Below are 18,742 nucleotides of genomic sequence, written 5' to 3'. Positions count from 1 at the left end.
GCCACAGACACCCGTTTCATTCACCATCCTCTCCCGCTGCAATGACCATGACCCCGCAAGAACTCAAAACCATCATGGGCTCCGGCCTGCTCTCGTTCCCCATCACCGACTTCGACGAGCAGGGCAACTTCCGCCCCAAGACCTACATCGAGCGCCTGGAGTGGCTCGCCCCCTATGGCGCCAGCGCCCTGTTTGCCGCCGGTGGCACGGGTGAGTATTTCTCGCTCTCGGGACCCGAATACAGCGAGGTCATCAAGACGGCCGTGGATACCTGCCGCGGCAAGGTGCCGATCATTGCCGGTGCCGGTGGCCCCACCCGCACGGCCATTGCCCATGCCCAGGAGGCCGAGCGTCTGGGCGCCCATGGCATCCTGCTGCTGCCGCATTACCTGACCGAAGCCGGCCAGGAAGGCCTGATCGCCCATGTGGAGCAGGTCTGCAAGAGCGTGAAGTTCGGTGTGATCGTCTACAACCGCGACCGCACCAAGCTCACGGCCGAGTCCCTGGCCATCCTGGCCGAGCGTTGTCCGAACCTGGTGGGGTTCAAGGACGGTGTGGGCAACATCGAGACCATGTCTTCCATCTACATGAAGATGGGGGACCGCTTTTCGTACCTGGGCGGTCTGCCCACGGCGGAGGTGTATGCCGCTGCCTACAAGGCGCTGGGCACGCCGGTGTATTCGTCGGCGGTGTTCAACTTCATCCCCAAGACGGCGATGGAGTTCTACAAGGCGGTGGCCAGCGATGACACGGCCACGCAGCACCGGCTGCTCAAGTCGTTCTTCATGCCGTACCTGGCCATCCGCAACCGGGTGGAGGGCTATGGCGTGTCGATCATCAAGGCGGGTGCACGCATCGTGGGCCATGACGGCGGGCCGGTGCGGGCGCCGCTGACGGACCTCAAGCCCCATGAGATGCAAGAGCTCAAGGCGCTGATTGACAAGCTCGGGCCGCAGTAAGCGCGGTCTGGCGCAGGGCCTGGTTCACCAGGCCCTCGTTTTTTGCTCCCATTGCAGACACCCCTACACCCCGGGCCCGGCCGTGCACAGGTCCGGAGGCAGTCGTGGCACGCCCATTCCCAAAACCCCAACACAACAACGGAGACAGACAAAATGTTCAAGCAAATCGTTCTCGCCGCGGCCGCTGCCGTGACCATTGCCGCGCTCGCAGGTTGCGCCACGGGTGCGGCAGCTACAGCCTCCTCGGCATCGACCGAACAGGCAGTGGCTGCCGCCGCAGAAAAGCTGCGCGTGGCCATGATTGACCCCACGCCCGCTGCACTGACCGCCCTCGTCGCCGACGACCTGAGCTACGGCCATTCGGGCGGCCGCGTGGACACAAAGGACAGCTTCATCGGCGACCTGATCGCTGGCAAGTCCGACTTCGTGACAATCGCCATCACCGACCAGACCATCAAGGTGGTGGGCAACACCGCCATCGTGCGCCACACCCTCACGGCCGACACCAACGACTCGGGCAAGCCCGGCAAGGTGCAGATCAAGATCCTGGGCGTGTGGCAACAGCAAGGCGGCCAGTGGAAGCTGCTGGCCCGCCAGGCTGTGCGCGTCGCGGCTTGATGTAAACGCATTGGGGCGGCCGTGTGCCGCCCTTCGTATTTCTGACACCGCCGCCCCACAAAACCATGACCACAGCCACCCGCCACCGCATCCTGCAAATCGGCCGCCTGCCCCTACCCGCACTGGAGGCCGAACTGGCGGCCCGGTATGACGTCACCTGTCTGGCAGACCAGCCCGATCCGGCGGCCTTTCTGGTGGCGCGCGGTGCGGAGTTCACCGGAGTGGTAACCACTGCGGCCATTGGCCTCAAAGGCGAAGTCATCGCGGCCCTACCCAACCTTCAGGTCATCAGCAGCTTTGGCGTGGGCTTTGACGCACTGGACATCGATGCCGCCAAGGCACGCGGCGTACAGGTGGGCTACACACCCGGCGTGCTCAACGACTGTGTGGCCGACATGGCGTTCGCGCTGATGCTGGATGTGTCACGCCACGTGGCCGCCAGCGACCGTTTTGTGCGCCGTGGTGAATGGCCGAAGGCCAGATACGCACTGGGCACCCGCGTGTCCGGCAAGCGGCTGGGCATCGTGGGCATGGGCCGCATCGGGCAGGCCGTGGCCGAGCGTGCGAGCGGCTTTCGCATGGAGGTGGGGTACCACAACCGCCGCCCGGCGCAGGAATGCGCACTGCCCTACTTCGAGTCGGTGACCGCGCTGGCGCAGTGGGCCGACTACCTCGTGCTCACCGTTGCAGGCGGCGCTGCAACGCGCCACCTCGTCAACCGCGATGTGCTGGAGGCCTTGGGCCCCAACGGATTTCTCATCAATGTGGCGCGTGGCACTGTGGTGGACGAGGCGGCACTGATCGATGCGCTGACCGAGCGCCGCATTGCCGGCGCCGGGCTGGACGTGTTTGAGAACGAACCCAGCGTGCCCGCCGCGCTGATGGCGCTGGACAACGTGGTGCTGACCCCGCACACCGCCAGCGCCACCCACGAAACCCGCCGCGCCATGGCAGACCTGGTGCTGGAGAACCTGGCATCCTTCTTTGCGACGGGCACCGTGCGCACGCCGGTGCCAGGCACGCCGGGCGCTTGAGCCCGCCACGGCGCCCTGTGTAACGCAGCTGCCCTCACAGGGAGGGTGTGGGGCAGTTCAGCGCGTCACTTCACGCGGTCGCGCGAGATGTCCATGATCATGCGCGTGGCCAGGTACAGGCGCGGCACGATGGTGTTGATCTGCACGTACTCCGCATCGTTGGAGTGCGCGCCGTAGCCCGACAGGCCCATGCCCTCCACCACCGCGCCCTTGGTCTTGAGCGCCGCAAAAGCTGCGTCGGTGCCGCCGCCGGTGGCTTTCTCCACCACATTGAGCGACATGCCCAGCTCCTGGTAGATGACCTTGCCGTAACCCGCCACGCGGCGGGATGCGTCGCTGGCCTCCAGCGGCGGGCGGCGCACTTCAAACTTCACATCCACCTTGGATGCGGGCAGCAGCTTGCTCTTGACCTTCTCTTGCAGGCCTTTCTCCAGCCCGTCGAAATCGGCCACACGCAGCGCGCGCGCATCGGCCTGGGCCGTGGCTTCGGCCGGAATCACGTTGCGGTTGGTGCCCGCCTTGGACACCGTCCAGTTCAGCTTGAGGCCCTCGTCGGTCTTGGACAAGTCCTTCATTTGAAGCAGCTGGTGCGACAGCTCATACAGCGCGTTCACGCCATCCTCGGGCTTGGCCCCGGCGTGCGACGCCTTGCCCTGCACCGTGAGGTAGGCCGCCCCAATGCCGCTGGTGGCCAGGCGCAGCGTGCCGTCGGTGCCGCCGCCTTCGAACGACAACACCACGTCCTGCTCAGACGCCACACGGGTGATGGTGCTGCGCCAGCCGGGCGAGCTGATTTCTTCGTCGCCGTTGATCAGCACGGTGAGCGTGCCGTAGTCCTTGAAGTTGAGCTTTTGCAGCAAGGCCACGGTGTGGATGATGAGCGCGATGCCCTGCTTGTCGTCCGAGATGCCCAGGCCATAGGCCTTGTCGCCATCGATGCGGAACGGCTGGCCTTTGAGCATGCCTTTCAGGTACACCGTGTCCATGTGCGCGATGAGCATGATCTTCTTGCTGCCCGTGCCCTTGAACACAGCCTGCACGGCAGGGCCCACCTTCTCGGGGGTGTCGTCGAGGCGGTAGATGTCGCTGGTTTGCAGCACATCCACCGTGCCGCCCAGTTGCTTGAGCTGGCTGGCAATGCGCTCGGCGATCTGGTTCAGGCCTTCGATGTCCTTGCTGCCGGACTCGATATGCACCAGGTCACGCAGGGTGTCGAGCAGCGGCTGCTGCTCCTTCTGGGCCAGCGCATGGACATCAGCCACCGGCGCAGCGTGGGCCACGGCGACGGCAAACGCCAGCGCCAGCGCCAGCGAGGCCATCAGGGGGCGGACAAACGAAGGGGCTGAGTGTGGGCGGCGCTGCGGATGGTGCATGGTGCAAAGGCTCGGTGAAGGGATGAGGAAAGCGATTATGGAGTCTTGCAACACCAATTTCAAACACTGATCTTCTTTGCAATGTTTCGGTCAGCAGCTACGCGCCAGACTCAGCCCACGGGCGCAAACACCTCGGGGCCCAGCCGTGACTTGTGGCCCCTGGGTTCAAACAGCCACATGCCATACAGCGGCAGAGATTCCGCCAGCCGCAGGGGCGCCACCAGCGTGGACGCGCCGCCCAGCAACGCAGGGTGCGGCACAACAGCCAGCAGGTCGGACTGCGCCACCAGGTGCAACAGGCTGGCAAAGTCGGGGCAGCGCACGGACATCTTGGGCGCGGGCATGCGGCGCACACGGTGCGCTTCCGTCAACACATCCACCGGTCCGCTGACACTGGGCCCCACACAGGCCCACGCAGCGCCCTGCAGTTGCGCCAGCGACTGGGCCCGGACCCATGGGTGGCCCTTGCGCGCATAGACCTGGGGATGCAACTCGTACAGGGGGCGCTCCGCCACATCGGGATGCGCAAACTTGCGCGGTTTGGGGGCAATGACCGCATCAAAACGCCGCTGTAGCAGGCCGTCCAGCAGACTGCCTTCATCGGCCGTCGCCATCTCCAGCGAGCGCCGGGTGTTGGGCAGACACCAGCTGGCATACAGCAGCGGTCCACAGACCAGCGCCGCTGAAGACGTGAGCCCCACCCGCAGCAGGTATCGGTCTGCCGCAACCACTGGCGCGCGGGGCAGCGCCTCCACCCCTTGTGCCAGGGGCAGGGCCTGCGCAGCCACGGCCCGGGCCAGGTCGGTGGGCACATGGCGGCGCCCCTCCCGCACCAGCAAGGGCTGCGCGAAGTGGGCTTGCAGCGCCTTCATGCCATGGCTGATCGCAGGCTGCGACACGCCGCAGGCCTTGGCCGCCAAGGCGAACGAGCCTTGTTCGATGACCGCATGGAGGTATTGCAGGTAGCGCAGATACATAAACACCTTTTATGTATAAGCCACCATTGTCTCTTGTCGTGCGGCGCGGAGTTGGCCACGCTACGCACTCCACTCCACGCCCTTTGCATCGCCACGTATGAGCCACACCCCCATCGACAATGTCCGCACCTACCTTGCCCACCTGCACGCCAGCCACACCGACGGGCTGATTGCCTGCTTTGAAGACGATGGCGTGGTGCATTCGCCCTTTCTGGGCACCATGCGCGCGAGCGACTTTTTCCAAAAGCTCGCCCAGGCTTCCAGCGGCAGCGTGATCACCGTGCTGGATCTGTTCGTCTCCGCGCAACCAGACAACGGCGGCGCCGTGCGGGTCGCCGCCTATTTCCGCTATGACTGGACTTTGAACGATGGGCGCGAGGTGACGTTCACCTGCGTGGATGTGTTCACGTTCGACGCGGGCAGCACCCTCATCCGCCACATGAACATCGTCTACGACACCCACCCGCTGCGCGAAGAAGTTGGCGACAAGTACGCGCCTGACTAGGCTACAAAAGTTCTACGCCCTTGAGCGTCACAAAACTCGTCTCGCGCGTGACCTGCACAAAGTCCTGCAGGTACGGCTTGGCCGACAGGCTGGGCAGGCAGGCGGCGTGCAGCTCGCCGCGCAGACCTTTTTCGCCAGTTCCTGCCGCAATGGGCCGCGCCGTCACATAGCCCCGGTCCAGGTAGCTCTGCACCGCCCACAGCGGCAGCGCCGCCACGCCGCGCCCGCTGGCCACCAACTGCAGCATGGCCACCGTCAGCTCGGTGGTGCGGCGCGGGGGGCGCACGCCGGCGGGCTCCAGCACCTGGCGGATCAAATCGAGCATTTCGTCGGGCACGGGGTAAGTGATGATGGTCTGGTCGGCAAAGTCCTGCGCCACCAGGTGCGGCTTGGCCACCAGCGGGTGCGTGTTGGCCAGCAGCGCGCGGATCTCAAAGGCAAACAGCGCGTGGTAGTCCACGCCCGCCTCGTCGACATCCACCTCGGACACGATGGCCACATCGGCCCGGCCCTGGTGCAACAGGCCCACCGGGTCGGCGTGAAAGCCGCTCACGATGTCCAGCTCCACCTCGGGCCAGCGGGTGCGAAAGGCGTCCATCGCGGGCATCAGCCAGTCAAAGCAGGTGTGGCATTCCACCGCAATGCGCATCTGCCCACCCTGCCCCAGCACCAGGCGGGCGATGTCGCGCTCGGCGCCTTCCACCTGGGGCAGCATGGCATCGGCCAGGGCCAGCAGGCGTTCACCCACGGCGGTGAACTGCGGCGGCACCGATTTGCGCTCAAACAGCGGCTGGCCGTAGCGGTCTTCCAGCAGCTTGATCTGGTGCGACAGCGCCGACTGCGTGAGGTTGAGCAACTGCGCGGCCCGCACCAGGCTGCCGCTGTCACGCAGGGCCACCAGCGTGCGCAGGTGGCGCACTTCCAGGATCGACTGGTTCATTATTAATTTTCAAGTTGATCAACTAAAACTTTCGTTTGAATAATAAACGAGCCCACGCGACCATCGGTGCCTTCATTGCATTGCTCCATTCAGAAGAAGGAAATCACCATGTCGCTCGCCGCTCCAACCACCCGCCGCCCCGTGCTCACGCACACCCTGGGGTTTCCGCGCATGGGGGCGCAGCGCGCGCTGAAATTCGCGCTCGAATCCTTCTGGCGGGGCGACAGCACCGAGGCCGAGCTGCAAGCCACCGCCGCCCAGCTGCGCCAGCAACACTGGCAGGCGCAGGCCGACGCAGGCCTGGGCTTTGTGACCGTGGGCGACTTTGCGCTGTACGACCATGTGGCCAACCACATCCAGCTGCTGGGCTGCGAGCCTGCGCGTTTTGACTTTGACGCCCAAGCGCCCGAGCTGGCGCGCTACTTTGCTATGGCCCGGGGCGTGTCGGCCCAAGCTGAAAACCACCAAGGCTGCAGCACCGGTTGCACAGCCCAGCACCACACCACCGGCCAGCCCGCACTGGAGATGACCAAGTGGTTCGACACCAACTACCACTACCTCGTACCCGAGTTCAGCGCCCACACCCAGTTCCACCTGGCCAGCGAGCGCCTGTTTGCCGAAGTGGCCGAGGCCCAGGCGCTGGGCCACCGCGTCAAGGCCGTGCTGCTGGGGCCGCTGAGCTTTTTGTGGCTGGGCAAATCCAAGGCGGCGGGCTTTGACCGCTTCAGCCTGCTGGAATCCCTGCTGCCCGTGTACGAAGCCGTGCTGGCGCGCCTGAAGGCCCAGGGTGCGGAATGGGTGCAGATCGACGAGCCCATCCTGGGCCTGGACCTGCCCGATGCGTGGCGCCATGCCTTTGAGCCCAGCTACTGGCAACTCGCCCGCAGCGCGCCCAAGCTGCTGCTGGCCACCTACTTCTCGCCGCTGGCCGAAAACCTGCGCCTGGCCTGCCAGCTGCCCGTGGCCGGCCTGCATGTGGACGCCGTGCGCGCCCCCGACGAGTTGGTGGGCGTGGCCGACTGGTTGCCCTCGCACAAAGTGCTGTCGGTGGGCATCGTGGACGGCCGCAACATCTGGCGCACTGACCTGGATGCGGCGCTGCAAAAGCTGCGCCCCGTGGCCGACAAGCACCAGGGCGAGCTGTGGCTGGCACCGTCGTGCTCGCTGCTGCATGTGCCGTTCAGCCTGCAGGCCGAGACGCAGCTGGATGGCGAGGTGAAGTCCTGGCTCGCGTTTGCGGTAGAAAAGCTCGATGAGCTGCGCGTGCTTGCCACCGCCTTGTCGCAAGGCGAAGCGGCGGCAGACGACGAACTGCACGCCGCCCGCACCGCCCTGGCCGCGCGCCGCGCCAGCCCGCGTGTGCACCGCACCACCGTGGCGGCCCGTATTGCCGCGGCCGCGCCAGGGGCCGACCAGCGCGCCAGCGCCTTCCCTGGCCGGCAAAAGGCCCAGCGCGCACGGCTGAAGCTTCCGCTGTTGCCCACGACCACCATTGGCTCGTTCCCGCAGACGGCGGAGATCCGCGCCGCACGCGCCGCCTTCAAGCGCGGGGCAATCGATGCCGCCCACTACCAACAGAAGATGGAAGCCGAAATTGCCCTGGCCGTGCGCAAGCAGGAAGCGCTGGGCATTGACGTGCTGGTGCACGGCGAGGCCGAGCGCAACGACATGGTCGAATACTTTGGCGAGCAGCTCGACGGCTTTGCCTTCACCGCCAACGGCTGGGTGCAAAGCTATGGCTCGCGCTGCGTGAAGCCGCCCATCATCTACGGCGATGTGGCCCGCCCCACGCCCATGACGGTGGCCTGGACGCAGTACGCGCAGAGCCTCACCGCCAAGCCCATGAAAGGCATGCTCACCGGCCCCATCACCATCCTGCAATGGAGCTTTGTGCGCGACGACCAGCCCCGCGCCACCACGGCCGACCAGATCGCCTGGGCCATCCGAGACGAGGTGTGCGACCTCGAAGCCGCCGGCATCGCCATCATCCAGATCGACGAGCCCGCCATCCGCGAGGGCTTGCCGCTGCGCCGCGCGGGGTGGAAGAGCTACCTGGAGCGCGCCACCCGCGCCTTCCGCATCAGTGCCAGCGGCGTGCGCAACGACACGCAGATCCACACCCACATGTGCTACAGCGAGTTCAACGACATCCTGCCCGCTATCGCGGCCATGGATGCCGATGTGATCACGATTGAGACGAGCCGGTCGGACATGGAGTTGTTGCAGGGCTTTGGCGACTTCAAATATCCGAACGAGATCGGCCCCGGCGTGTACGACATCCACTCGCCCCGCGTGCCTGGCGTGCAGGAGATGGCCGCGCTGCTCGAAAAAGCCGCCGAGGTCGTGCCCGTGGAGCACCTCTGGGTGAACCCCGACTGCGGCCTCAAGACCCGGGGCTGGCCCGAGACCGAAGCCGCCCTGCGCCACATGGTGCAGGCCGCGCAGGAAGTGCGCGAGCGGTTGCTGGAAGAGGCGGCCTTGGCCTGACGGCCCCCCGGTTCAGCCCGCAGCGCGCTTCATCTCGGCCAGCTTCACCAGCACCTGCAGCGCGTGGTTCAGCGGCGTCGGCACGCCCAAGGCGGCGCCGCGCTTGACCACGTAGCCATTCAGGTGGTCGATCTCGGTGGGTTTGCCACGCGCCAGATCCTGCGCGGTGGACGAATACTGCCCGGGCATGGTGCTGGCAATGCCGCGCACCGCGGCCTGCACATCGCCCGGAATCGTCACCCCATCGGCCGCCGCCACGGCCAGGCATTCGGCCACGATGTCGGCAATCACCTGCGTCACGCCGGGCACCTGCACCAGCGGGCCGTAGGGCTGCTGCGACAAGGCCGACAGCGCGTTGTAGGCGCTGTTGAGTACCAGCTTGGCCCAGAGCGCGCCACGCACGTTGTCTGACACCTGGGTGGGAATGCCCGCCGCCGTGAGCTGGCGGGCCACCTCGTCGCTGCGCGGCGAAGGTGCGATCACCAACTCTCCCCGGCCATGGTGCACCACATGTCCCGGGCCGCCCATGGCGGTGGCCACGTAGACCACGGCGGCCGCCACCGGGGTGTTGGCATCGAGCACAGCGCGCACGCGCTCGTCGTTGTCCACACCGTTCTGCAAGGTCAGCACCAGCGCGCCAGGGGCCAAATGAGGGCGGATCTGCTGCGCGGCGTCTTCCGAGTCGGACGACTTCACGCAGAACAGCACCACGTCCGCGCCATGCGCCGCGCTGGCCTCGGTGCTGGCCGCCAGGGGCACCTGCACATCCATCGCCGCCGTCTGCAGCCGCAACCCGTTGTCGCGCACGGCCAGCACGTGGGCGGGCCGCCCGATGAGCGTGACGGCATGGCCCGCGCGGGCCAGCAGAGCACCAAAGTAACAGCCCACGGCACCCGCGCCCATAACGGCGAAACGCAGCGGCGGAGAAACGTCCGATGCAGTGGGCAGGGAGACAGAGGAATCAGCAGCAGCGGTCATGGCGGTGTCCCGGTGGGCAAGTCACGGAAGGGGCGGTCACAAGGCGCCCCACTATATCGGCGGCAGCCTGCGCACCAAAAATCAAGGGTTTTTGGGCTGATGCGCTAGTCGAACATGCCTTATCAGCTATCAAATACGTAGCAAATTGACCTTCTGCAAGGCTGCTTGCGGGGGCGCACTCCCTTCGCTCGCGCCATTTCCAGCACCGCGAACCCTCATCCGTTACGTGCCGTTCTTGGGCTCCCACCCCGCTCAAAGGCCCCTCTCCAGTGTCAGGAATTTAATCAATGCAAAGACAATAATTGTCTAGTCAATTAAATTTCCCACCCATGTCAGCCCCTCCCGAACCCAGCCAAGCCCCCGCGTTCTATAACGCCGAGCACTACGACCCCAGCAAGCTGGTGCCCGAAAACAGCGTCGGCTACCTGATGCGCAAGGTGATGTCGTCCATCCGCACGCAGGCCGATGCCCAGCTGTCTTTGCACGAACTCACCTACGCCCAGTGGCTGCCACTGTTCAAGTTGTCCCTGTGCGAGACCGCCACCGTGGCCAGCCTGGCGCGTGACCTGGAGACCGACCCCGCCTCCATGACCCGGTCGCTCGACCGCATGGAGGCCAAGGGTCTGGTGGTGCGGGAGCGTTCCACCGTGGACCGCCGCGTCGTGCAGCTCAGGCTCACGGCCGAGGGTCAGCGCATTGCAGCCCTGGTGCCCCCCGTGCTGGCCGACGTGCTCAACGGCCACCTCAGCGACTTCAGCCATGACGAGTGGCAGCTTTTGCTGTCCATGCTGCGCCGCATGCTGGCCAACGGCGAAGCGCTGCGCCAGCAGACCCCCTCACCCACCGAACCCGCAGCCGGTTGACCCCGCCCTGTTGCCCTGCCCCCTGGAGATTTCCGTGACCGTCACTGCCCCCACCTCCCTGTCCACCCGCTCTGCCCTCGCCGCCCATCTGGCGGTATCGGCCGTTGCCCTGGCCGCCGCGCTGCTGCTGGTGGGCTGCGCCAACCCCGGCCCGGCCCACACACCGCTGGCGCAAACCACCCCGGCCGCCGCTGGCCTGACCGCAACCACCACCGACGTGGTGGCCCCCAGCCAGTGGTGGAAAGCGCTGGGCGACGAGCAGCTCAACACCCTGATCGACACCGCCTTGCAAGGCAACCCCAGCCTGGCCGTGAGCCGCGCCCGCCTGGAGCAAGCCGTGGCCCTGAGCCAGGTGCGTGAGGCCGCCAACGGCCCCCAAGCCACGCTGGGCGTGGACGCCACCCGCCAGCGCTACACCGCCAACGGGCTGGTGCCTGCCCCGGTGGCTGGCAACACATACAACAGCGGCACCGTGCAGGCCACGCTGAGCTGGTCGCCCGACTTCTTTGGCCAGCACGCTGCCGAGCTGCAGGCTGCGCTGGGCCAGGCCCGCGCCGCCCAGGCCGACGCAGCCGCCGCCGCCAACACCCTGGCCGCCCAGGTGGGGCGCAGCTATGTGGCGCTGGCCCGGCTGGTGGCCCAGCGCGATGTGGCCACGCGCGCGCTGGAGCAACGGGAAGAACAGCGCAAGCTCACGCAAGAGCGCACCTCTGCCGGCCTTGACAGCCAGGTCGAGCTGACCCAGGCCCAGGCCGCTGTGCCCGATGCCCGCACACAAATCGAAGCGCTCGAAGAGCAGATCACCCTGGGCCGCCGCCAACTGGCCGTGCTGACCGGCCAGGCGCCCGACGCCCTGCCCCAGCTCACGCCCCGCCTTGCCGCCCTGCAGCCCACTGCCGTGCCCGAGGTGCTGGGTGCCGACCTGCTGGGCCGCCGCCCCGATGTGGTGGCCGCGCGCTGGCGCGTGGAAGCGGCAACGCAAGGTGTGAACAGCGCGCGCAGCGAGTTCTATCCCAACATCAACATCGGCGCGTTCATTGGCCTGAACTCGCTGGGGCTGGACCGTTTGTTCAACGGTAGCTCGCGCCAGATGGGCGTGACGCCCGCGCTGCGCCTGCCAATCTTTGACGGGGGCCGCCTGCGCGCCCAGCTGGGCGGCCGCGCCGCCGAGCTGGACGTGGCCATCGCCCAGTACAACGGCGCCGTGCTCGATGCGGTGAAGGAAGCCGGCGATGCCGTGGCCTCCATCCAGTCGCTCACCCGCCAGCAGACCTTGCAGGACGAGGCCGTGGCCAGTGCCGAAAAAGCCTACCGCTTTGCGCAGGAGCGCTACCGCGCAGGCCTGGGCAACTACCTTGTGGTGCTCTCCACCGAAAGCCAGGTACTGGCCCAGCGCCGCCTGGCCGTGGACCTGCGCGCCCGCCAGCTCGACACCCGTCTGGTGCTGATGAAGGCCCTGGGTGGCGGCTGGACGGACGACACGGCCGTGCTGCACACCGCCGCCGCGCACTGACCGGCCCACCGCACCGGACCGGACCGGACCGGACCGCACTCATTCAAAAACACATAACAACACATTCCTGAAAGACCACAGCCATGACCGCCAACAGCGAACCCCTCACCGCCAACGAAGCCAACACCGCCCGCCGCCGCGGCCTCACCCTCATCGCCGCAGCCGTCGCGCTGGTGGCCATCGGCTGGGGCGGCTGGCACTGGGCCAATGGCCGCCATGTCGAGACCACCGACAACGCCTATGTGGCCGGCAACGTGGTGCAGATCACGCCGCAGATCGGCGGCACCGTGGTGTCCATCGGCGCTGACGACACCGACTATGTGAAGGCAGGCCAGTTGCTGGTCAAGCTCGACCCCGCTGACGCCCGCGTGGCGCTGGAGCAGGCCGAGGCCCAGCTCGCCCAGACGGTGCGCGAAGTGCGCACCCTGTATGCCAACAACTCCACGCTCAAGGCCCAGGTCAGCCTGCGCAGCGCCGACCTGGCCCGTGCCCAGGCCGATGCTGCCCGCGCCCAGGACGACGTGAACCGCCGCACCCCGCTGATGGCCAGCGGTGCCGTGGGCAAGGAAGAGTTCCAGCACGCCACCGCGCAGCTGGCCGCCGCCAAGAGCACCGTGGTCGCCGCCCAGTCGGCCGTGCTGGCCGCACAAGAACAACTGGCCGCCAGCCAGACGCAGACCGAAGGCACCTCGGTCGAACAGCACCCCAATGTGCAGCGCGCCTCGGCCCGCGTGCGCGAGGCCTACCTGGCCGTGCAACGCGCCCAGCTCGTGGCGCCGCTGGACGGCCACATCGCCAAGCGCGGCGTGCAAGTGGGCCAGCGTGTGCAGGCCGGCGCCCCGCTGATGACGCTGGTGCCGCTGAACGACCTGTGGGTGGACGCGAACTTCAAGGAAAGCCAGCTCAAGACCCTGCGCATCGGCCAGACCGCCGAACTGGAAGCCGACGTGTACGGCACCAAGGTCACGTACCACGGCACGGTGACCGGGCTGGGCGCAGGTACTGGTGCTGCCTTTGCGCTGCTGCCCGCACAGAACGCCACGGGCAACTGGATCAAGGTGGTGCAGCGCGTGCCAGTGCGCATTGCGCTCGACCCCAAGGAAGTGGCAGAGCACCCTCTGCGCGTGGGCCTGTCGATGGAAGTCAAGGTGGACACCGCCGACCAGAGCGGCAAGACGCTGGCCGACACGCAGCGCACTACGCCCGTGGCCGCCACCGCTGTGTTCGACGAGCAATTCAAGGCGGCCGACGACGAAGTGGCGCACATCATCGCCGCCAACCTGGGCCGCAATGGCAAGGCCGCCGTGGCCGTGGCGTCGCCCAAGGTGAGCAGCCAGCCCGCAGTGCAGGCGCAAAAGCATGCATCGGCCCCGGCGCAGCCCGCCGTGCAATCCCCGGTGGTGCAGTAAGCGGGGTTGACCGAGCATGACTGCCGCCAACCCCACTGCAGACACCGCAGGCCAGGCCCCCGCTCCGGCGGCGCCTGCTGCGGTGTCGCCACCAGCGGTCCCCCCCGGGCCGCCTGCTGCCTATCCGCCGCTGCAGGGCACCGCCCTGTTGCTGGGCACACTGTCGCTGTCGCTGGCCACGTTCATGAACGTGCTGGACTCGTCCATTGCCAACGTTTCCATCCCGGCCATTGCCGGCGACCTGGGCGTGAGCCCCGGCCAGGGCACCTGGGTCATCACCAGCTTTGGTGTGGCCAATGCGATCTCGGTGCCGCTCACCGGCTGGCTCACGCAGCGCTTTGGCGCGGTGCGCCTGTTCACCATGAGCGTGCTGCTGTTCGTGCTGACCTCCTGGCTGTGCGGCTTTGCGTCGTCGCTGGAGATGCTGGTCTTCTTCCGCGTGCTGCAGGGCCTGGTGGCCGGGCCGATGATTCCGCTGTCGCAAACGCTGCTGCTGGCGAGCTACCCGCGTGCCTTGGCCGGCACGGCGCTGGCGCTGTGGGGCGTGACCACGCTGGTCGCGCCGGTGGTCGGGCCGCTCCTGGGCGGGTGGATCACCGACAACATCTCGTGGCCGTGGATCTTCTACATCAACGTGCCCGTGGGCCTGCTGGCCGGGGTGCTGACCTGGGGCATCTACCGCAAGCGCGAGACCCCCATCCGCAAGCTGCCGATTGACACCGTGGGCCTCAGCCTGCTGGTGTTGTGGGTGGGCGCGCTGCAGCTGATGCTCGACAAGGGCAAGGAGCTGGACTGGTTTGCCTCGGGCGAGATCATCACCATGGCCGTGGTCGCGGTGGTGGCGTTTGCTGTCTTCCTGGTGTGGGAGCTGACCGAAAAGCACCCGGTGGTGGACCTGAAACTCTTCAAGGGCCGCAACTTCACGTTCGGCGCGCTGGCGCTGTCGGTGGCCTATGCGCTGTTCTTCGGCAACGTGGTGCTGCTGCCGCTGTGGCTGCAGCAGTGGATGGGCTACACGGCCACCTCGGCCGGCATGGCGCTGGCGCCGGTGGGCGTGTTCGCCATCCTGCTCACGCCGCTGGTGGGCAAAAAGGTCGGCCAGTGGGACCCGCGCCGCATGGCCACGGGTGCGTTCATCGTGTTCAGCACGGTGCTGTGGATGCGTTCGCAGTTCACGGTGCAGACGGACTTCATCCACATCCTGATCCCCACGCTGTTGCAGGGCGCGGCCATGGCGTTCTTCTTCATCCCGCTGACCACGCTGACGCTGGCGGGTGTGTCGCCAGACCGCATCCCGGCGGCAGCAGGCTTGTCGAACTTTGTGCGCATCACCGCCGGTGCCATGGGTACGTCGATTGCCACCACGCTGTGGGAGAGCCGCGCCGCCATGCACCACGCGCACCTGACCGAAGGGCTGGTGCAAGGCCAGGGGGTGTTCGCGCAGACGCTGGACGGCCTAGTGGCATCGGGCCTCACGCAGATGCAGGCGCTGGCGCAGATCAACCGGCTGATCGACCAGCAGGCGTTCACCCGCGCGGCCAACGACATCTTTTTGGGCTCGGCCGGCTTGTTCCTGCTGTTGATCGGGCTGATCTGGCTGACCAAGCGCCCAGCACGCACCGGCGGCGCGGGCGCGGCAGACGCAGCGGGGGCCCACTGAGAGGCTTCGGCACAGGTTTGGAGAAAAAACAGGCTCTTCTAGCGAATGCTAGTGATGAGTCTTTAACCGTAGCGCTACGCCCCCATCTCCCCAGCATGACGCGCTTGCGTCTGCCCCAGGAGAAGGCCATGCGACAGCAACAGATGACGCGCTTGATCCACAGCCTGCCCCAGCTGACGCACCACCAGCGCCAGCAACTGGCAAGCTGCCTGCAGGCGCTGCTCGATCACAGTCAAGCCATCGCCGTTGTAGAAGCACATGGCAGCGCCCACCGAACCTGTCCGCACTGCGGCAGCCCGCAGCTTGTCAAGAATGGCTCGGCCAACGGGCTGCAACGCTTCAAGTGCCGCCAGTGCGCGCGCACCTTCAACGCCTTGACTGGAACACCGCTGGCACGCCTGCATCTGCGGGATAAGTGGATGGGCCAGGCGCAGGTCTTGAGCGAAGGACTCTCACTCAACCAGGTGGCCCTGCGCCTGGGTGTGGCGCAAAGCACCGCCTTTCGCTGGCGCCACCGCTTCCTGGCCTGCCCCAAGAGCGTGCAGGCACGCCAGCTTGTGGGCATCGCCGAGGCCGATGAGTCTTACTTCCTGGCCTCCTGCAAGGGACACAGAGGCTTGCTGCGTCGTCCTCGCCGACGCGGCGGTAAGGCGCTGGCTGGCTGCAAGGGCTTGGAATACACCCCGGTGCTGATGGCGCGAGACCGGGCCGGAGCAACGGCCAACCTCATCCTGCAGACGAACCAAGCGGTGAGTGTGCAAACTGCACTCAAACCCTTGCTGCCACCAGACACCATCCTATGCACCGACGGCAGCGTCACACTGGCCAGCGCTGCGCGGGCCCTGGGCGTGCAGCACCAGGCGGTGAACGTGAGCCGGGGTAGGCGTGTGAGAGGCCCCTGGCATGTTCAAAACGTCAATGCCTATGTCAGCAGGCTGCGCGGGTGGATGCAGCGCTTCAAGGGCGTTGCAACGAAATACCTTGATTCGTACCTGGGCTGGTTCAGGATGTTGGACCGATCAGGCCCCATGGGGCCGCAGCCCGCACTGGTGCTGGAGGCGGCTATGGGGAGTCAAGGCGTCACTAGCATTCGCTAGAAGAGCCAAAAAACAGCTGCAAGCGCTAGTCAAACATGCGCCTGCAGCTATCATTTTTGATATGAATCTGCGGGGTCTCGTCCGGGCACAACCCGCACATCCCACAGTGGGTGTCGGAAATCCCTGACCCAGTGGCGGGCGCGGCACCTGCGGGCAGTTCGCGGGGTGCACCCAACAATGCACTCACCGCAAACCACTCCAACAAGGAACTGCCATGTCACTCTCGCTGATTCTTCTGATCGTTCTGATCCTCATCCTGGTCGGCGCCCTGCCCACCTGGGGCCACAGCCGCTCATGGGGCTACGGGCCCAGCGGCGGGATTGGCCTGGTGGTGCTGATCCTGGTGATCCTGCTGCTGATGGGCCGGATATGACCGGTAGCTGAACTTCCGTTGCAGTCCACACAGCGTCTGCCGAGGGGAAGTTTTCAAATGCACACATAGGGCCCTTCCGAGGGCCCTTTGTCTTTGGCGCTTTGTAGGAGGGTGGCGCGGCATGGCGGCCACCCGGACTCGGCCAGAAACACGCAAATGATCAATTCGCAGCAAAAATACAATCAAATTGATAACATTGGCATTTTAATCATTTATTTGATATAAAAGATAAATACAAAACATCGCCATACCGCCCAGACCATGCCCTCATCCCCCTACCCCGTTGGCAACATGCGGCAGGTTCAGATCCGTCTGCTGCAGGGCATCCTGTCAGCCAATGTGGCTTTTGAGTTGCTGTTGCTGGCGGTGGGCGCTACCGGGCTAGTTCCCTCCCCAGGGTCGTGGAACCTTGCCCTGGGAACTGGCACCGCGGTCATGATGGCGCTGTGGTGGGCCTTGCGCTGCTGGCCGCGGGTCTATGTTCCGGTGGCACTCATCCAGACCCTGATCGGGATGGCACTTTTTACCTATGCCCTGTGGCAACCCCTGGGGCACGAGCTGCGCGCCGTGTGGTTCCTGATTGGGGTGGGGGCAGCCTACCTGCTGCTGGGGCGGGCCGCGGGCGTCTGCTATACCGTCCTGACACTGGCGCTGGTAGTGGGTAGCAACGGCATGCAGAGCGCGCCGTATTCGCTGCATGCGCTCATCATCTTCACACTGGCGCTGTCGCTGAGCAGTTTGTGTTTTTACCTGTTCGTCGGTGAAGCCCTCCGCCTGTACCGGCACCTGTCCGAGCGGGACCAGCAGTACACCTTGCTGACCGAGGGCGCCGAAGAGGTCATCTGGCGGATCAACCCCGACATGACGGTGGCGTACGTGAGCCCCGCCGACGAACGGGCGCGCGGCGTGCCCGCCCGCGACGTCATCGGAAGATCCATCTTCAAGGCCCTGACGCCCGAGGGTGCCGAGGCACTGAGACAGGCAGTGCGCGAGCGGCGGCAACTGCTAACGCTGCCCATGCGCTGTGCCAATGGCAGCGTCCGCTGGTTCGAGATGTCCAGCCGCCTGTACCGCGACGCCTCGGGCCAGCCCGCCGGCTACCACAGCATCGGCCGCGACGTGACCGCCCGGCGGGAGCTGGAGCAGGCATTGCATGCCGAGCGCGAGCATCTGGAGGCTCGGGTCAAGGAACGAACGGCGGCGCTGTCTCTCGCCAAGGAAGCCGCAGAGGCTGCCCTGCGCACCAAGAGCATCTTTCTCGCCAACATTGGGCACGAGTTGCGTACCCCCATGACGCTGATCCTGGGGATGACCGAACTGGTGCGCAACCGCTCGCAGGATGAGCGCCTGAAGCCCGTACTGAACAATGTGATGGATGCGGCCAAAGGCCTCATGCGCATGCTCAACGACCTGATCGATCTGGCTGCGCTGGAAACACGCCAGGTAGCGTTCCAGTTTGCGCCGCTATCGGTGCCAGAGCTGGCGGCAGATGCGGTGCAACTGCTGGAGCCGCAGGCGCGCCAAAAAGGCTTGCAGATCTTCCTGGCCCTCGATGGCGTGGGCACCGACGCCAGCCACGTGGGGGACGCAGACCGTATTCAGCAAGTGCTGGTCCACCTGCTGGACAACGCCGTGAAATTCAGCCTCTCGGGTCACATCCAGCTGACCCTGGAGACCGAGCAGGACACCCCTGATGCGACGGTGTGGCGGCTGCGCGTGACGGACGAGGGTATTGGCATTGCGGCCGGTGACCAGCACCGCATCTTCACGTTGTTCGAACAGGTCGACGGGTCATCCACGCGCAGCTTTGAGGGTGCGGGACTGGGGTTGGCGCTGTGCAAACGCCTCGTCGAGGGCATGGGGGGCAGCCTGGGGGTGGAGAGCGAACCGGGCAAGGGCAGCAGCTTTTGGGTGTCGCTGCCGCTGCCCAAGGTCACCTGATACGGCTCCAGCACC

General features: G+C 66.3%; 16 protein-coding genes. 12 read left to right on the top strand and 4 right to left on the bottom strand.

The genetic code is table 11. From position 1 onward, the window contains the following. Positions 1-47 precede the first annotated feature (47 nt). The 3 genes from kdgD to CLU87_RS08640 all read left to right on the top strand — a co-directional run bounded on the left by kdgD (position 48) and on the right by CLU87_RS08640 (position 2,611). Complete coding sequence (kdgD, locus tag CLU87_RS08650) at positions 48-959, top strand: 5-dehydro-4-deoxyglucarate dehydratase (RefSeq protein ID WP_056745084.1); 912 nt, start codon at positions 48-50, stop codon at positions 957-959. Between the two features lie 153 nt (positions 960-1,112). Next, the gene (locus CLU87_RS08645) at positions 1,113-1,577 is read left to right on the top strand and encodes a nuclear transport factor 2 family protein (protein ID WP_056062526.1); all 465 of its coding nucleotides are present in this window, start codon (positions 1,113-1,115) and stop codon (positions 1,575-1,577) included. A 65-nt stretch (positions 1,578-1,642) separates the two neighbouring features. Continuing rightward, positions 1,643-2,611, top strand: coding sequence for a 2-hydroxyacid dehydrogenase (locus CLU87_RS08640; RefSeq protein WP_099730177.1), 969 nt, complete (start codon positions 1,643-1,645; stop codon positions 2,609-2,611). Positions 2,612-2,676: 65 nt separating this feature from the next. Here the strand turns inward: CLU87_RS08640 and CLU87_RS08635 are convergent, their stop codons facing one another. Both CLU87_RS08635 and CLU87_RS08630 read right to left on the bottom strand, forming a co-directional pair. Further along, positions 2,677-3,984 carry a M20/M25/M40 family metallo-hydrolase gene (locus CLU87_RS08635; protein WP_099730176.1) on the bottom strand — a complete coding sequence of 436 codons (1,308 nt, stop codon included), beginning with the start codon at positions 3,982-3,984 and terminating at the stop codon, positions 2,677-2,679. A gap of 110 nt (positions 3,985-4,094) precedes the next feature. After that, complete coding sequence (locus CLU87_RS08630) at positions 4,095-4,961, bottom strand: LysR family transcriptional regulator (protein WP_099730175.1); 867 nt, start codon at positions 4,959-4,961, stop codon at positions 4,095-4,097. A gap of 97 nt (positions 4,962-5,058) precedes the next feature. Here CLU87_RS08630 and CLU87_RS08625 point away from each other — a divergent pair, with 97 nt between their 5' ends. Continuing rightward, positions 5,059-5,466, top strand: a complete 408-nt coding sequence (locus CLU87_RS08625) for a nuclear transport factor 2 family protein (protein WP_099730174.1) — start codon at positions 5,059-5,061, stop codon at positions 5,464-5,466. A 1-nt stretch (position 5,467) separates the two neighbouring features. Here the strand turns inward: CLU87_RS08625 and CLU87_RS08620 are convergent, their stop codons facing one another. Continuing rightward, complete coding sequence (locus CLU87_RS08620; protein ID WP_099730173.1) at positions 5,468-6,406, bottom strand: LysR family transcriptional regulator; 939 nt, start codon at positions 6,404-6,406, stop codon at positions 5,468-5,470. Between the two features lie 108 nt (positions 6,407-6,514). Here CLU87_RS08620 and metE point away from each other — a divergent pair, with 108 nt between their 5' ends. Next, complete coding sequence (gene metE / locus CLU87_RS08615) at positions 6,515-8,893, top strand: 5-methyltetrahydropteroyltriglutamate--homocysteine S-methyltransferase (RefSeq protein ID WP_099730172.1); 2,379 nt, start codon at positions 6,515-6,517, stop codon at positions 8,891-8,893. Between the two features lie 12 nt (positions 8,894-8,905). On the opposite strand, the gene CLU87_RS08610 is transcribed toward metE, so the two are convergent. Then, positions 8,906-9,871 (bottom strand): ketopantoate reductase family protein, encoded by a 966-nt coding sequence (locus tag CLU87_RS08610; RefSeq protein WP_099730171.1) that lies wholly within the window; start codon positions 9,869-9,871, stop codon positions 8,906-8,908. A gap of 329 nt (positions 9,872-10,200) precedes the next feature. Here CLU87_RS08610 and CLU87_RS08605 point away from each other — a divergent pair, with 329 nt between their 5' ends. The 7 genes from CLU87_RS08605 to CLU87_RS08575 all read left to right on the top strand — a co-directional run bounded on the left by CLU87_RS08605 (position 10,201) and on the right by CLU87_RS08575 (position 18,727). Then, positions 10,201-10,734, top strand: a complete 534-nt coding sequence (locus CLU87_RS08605) for a MarR family winged helix-turn-helix transcriptional regulator (protein WP_099730170.1) — start codon at positions 10,201-10,203, stop codon at positions 10,732-10,734. Positions 10,735-10,768: 34 nt separating this feature from the next. After that, entirely contained in the window at positions 10,769-12,247 is a 1,479-nt protein-coding gene (locus tag CLU87_RS08600; RefSeq protein WP_099730169.1) for an efflux transporter outer membrane subunit, read from the top strand. Positions 12,248-12,330: 83 nt separating this feature from the next. Next, complete coding sequence (locus CLU87_RS08595; protein ID WP_099730168.1) at positions 12,331-13,656, top strand: HlyD family efflux transporter periplasmic adaptor subunit; 1,326 nt, start codon at positions 12,331-12,333, stop codon at positions 13,654-13,656. Between the two features lie 16 nt (positions 13,657-13,672). Then, on the top strand, positions 13,673-15,316 hold the full coding sequence (locus CLU87_RS08590; protein WP_099730167.1) for a DHA2 family efflux MFS transporter permease subunit: 1,644 nt from the start codon (positions 13,673-13,675) through the stop codon (positions 15,314-15,316). Positions 15,317-15,444: 128 nt separating this feature from the next. Beyond that, complete coding sequence (locus CLU87_RS08585; RefSeq protein WP_099729449.1) at positions 15,445-16,413, top strand: IS1595 family transposase; 969 nt, start codon at positions 15,445-15,447, stop codon at positions 16,411-16,413. Positions 16,414-16,627: 214 nt separating this feature from the next. After that, complete coding sequence (locus tag CLU87_RS08580) at positions 16,628-16,786, top strand: DUF3309 family protein (RefSeq protein WP_007856361.1); 159 nt, start codon at positions 16,628-16,630, stop codon at positions 16,784-16,786. Between the two features lie 261 nt (positions 16,787-17,047). Then, on the top strand, positions 17,048-18,727 hold the full coding sequence (locus CLU87_RS08575; RefSeq protein WP_099730166.1) for a cell wall metabolism sensor histidine kinase WalK: 1,680 nt from the start codon (positions 17,048-17,050) through the stop codon (positions 18,725-18,727). The last annotated feature ends 15 nt before the right edge of the window (positions 18,728-18,742 follow it).

It is taken from the genome of Acidovorax sp. 59 (assembly GCF_002754175.1).
In the GTDB taxonomy this organism is placed as follows: Bacteria; Pseudomonadota; Gammaproteobacteria; order Burkholderiales; family Burkholderiaceae_C; genus Acidovorax; species Acidovorax delafieldii.
Note: the sequence above shows the minus strand (reverse complement) of the source record. Positions and strands in the feature narration are given on the sequence as shown.

Bases quoted from the DNA above. Each gene is read 5' to 3' on its own strand.
- kdgD (WP_056745084.1), top strand. From the start codon at position 48: ATGACCCCGCAAGAACTCAAAACCATCATGGGCTCCGGCCTGCTCTCG.
- CLU87_RS08585 (WP_099729449.1), top strand. From the start codon at position 15,445: ATGCGACAGCAACAGATGACGCGCTTGATCCACAGCCTGCCCCAGCTG.
- CLU87_RS08630 (WP_099730175.1), bottom strand. From the start codon at position 4,961: ATGTATCTGCGCTACCTGCAATACCTCCATGCGGTCATCGAACAAGGC.
- metE (WP_099730172.1), top strand. From the start codon at position 6,515: ATGTCGCTCGCCGCTCCAACCACCCGCCGCCCCGTGCTCACGCACACC.
- CLU87_RS08610 (WP_099730171.1), bottom strand. From the start codon at position 9,871: ATGACCGCTGCTGCTGATTCCTCTGTCTCCCTGCCCACTGCATCGGAC.
- CLU87_RS08620 (WP_099730173.1), bottom strand. From the start codon at position 6,406: ATGAACCAGTCGATCCTGGAAGTGCGCCACCTGCGCACGCTGGTGGCC.
- CLU87_RS08645 (WP_056062526.1), top strand. From the start codon at position 1,113: ATGTTCAAGCAAATCGTTCTCGCCGCGGCCGCTGCCGTGACCATTGCC.
- CLU87_RS08575 (WP_099730166.1), top strand. From the start codon at position 17,048: ATGCCCTCATCCCCCTACCCCGTTGGCAACATGCGGCAGGTTCAGATC.
- CLU87_RS08625 (WP_099730174.1), top strand. From the start codon at position 5,059: ATGAGCCACACCCCCATCGACAATGTCCGCACCTACCTTGCCCACCTG.
- CLU87_RS08635 (WP_099730176.1), bottom strand. From the start codon at position 3,984: ATGCACCATCCGCAGCGCCGCCCACACTCAGCCCCTTCGTTTGTCCGC.
- CLU87_RS08640 (WP_099730177.1), top strand. From the start codon at position 1,643: ATGACCACAGCCACCCGCCACCGCATCCTGCAAATCGGCCGCCTGCCC.
- CLU87_RS08595 (WP_099730168.1), top strand. From the start codon at position 12,331: ATGACCGCCAACAGCGAACCCCTCACCGCCAACGAAGCCAACACCGCC.
- CLU87_RS08590 (WP_099730167.1), top strand. From the start codon at position 13,673: ATGACTGCCGCCAACCCCACTGCAGACACCGCAGGCCAGGCCCCCGCT.
- CLU87_RS08580 (WP_007856361.1), top strand. From the start codon at position 16,628: ATGTCACTCTCGCTGATTCTTCTGATCGTTCTGATCCTCATCCTGGTC.
- CLU87_RS08605 (WP_099730170.1), top strand. From the start codon at position 10,201: ATGTCAGCCCCTCCCGAACCCAGCCAAGCCCCCGCGTTCTATAACGCC.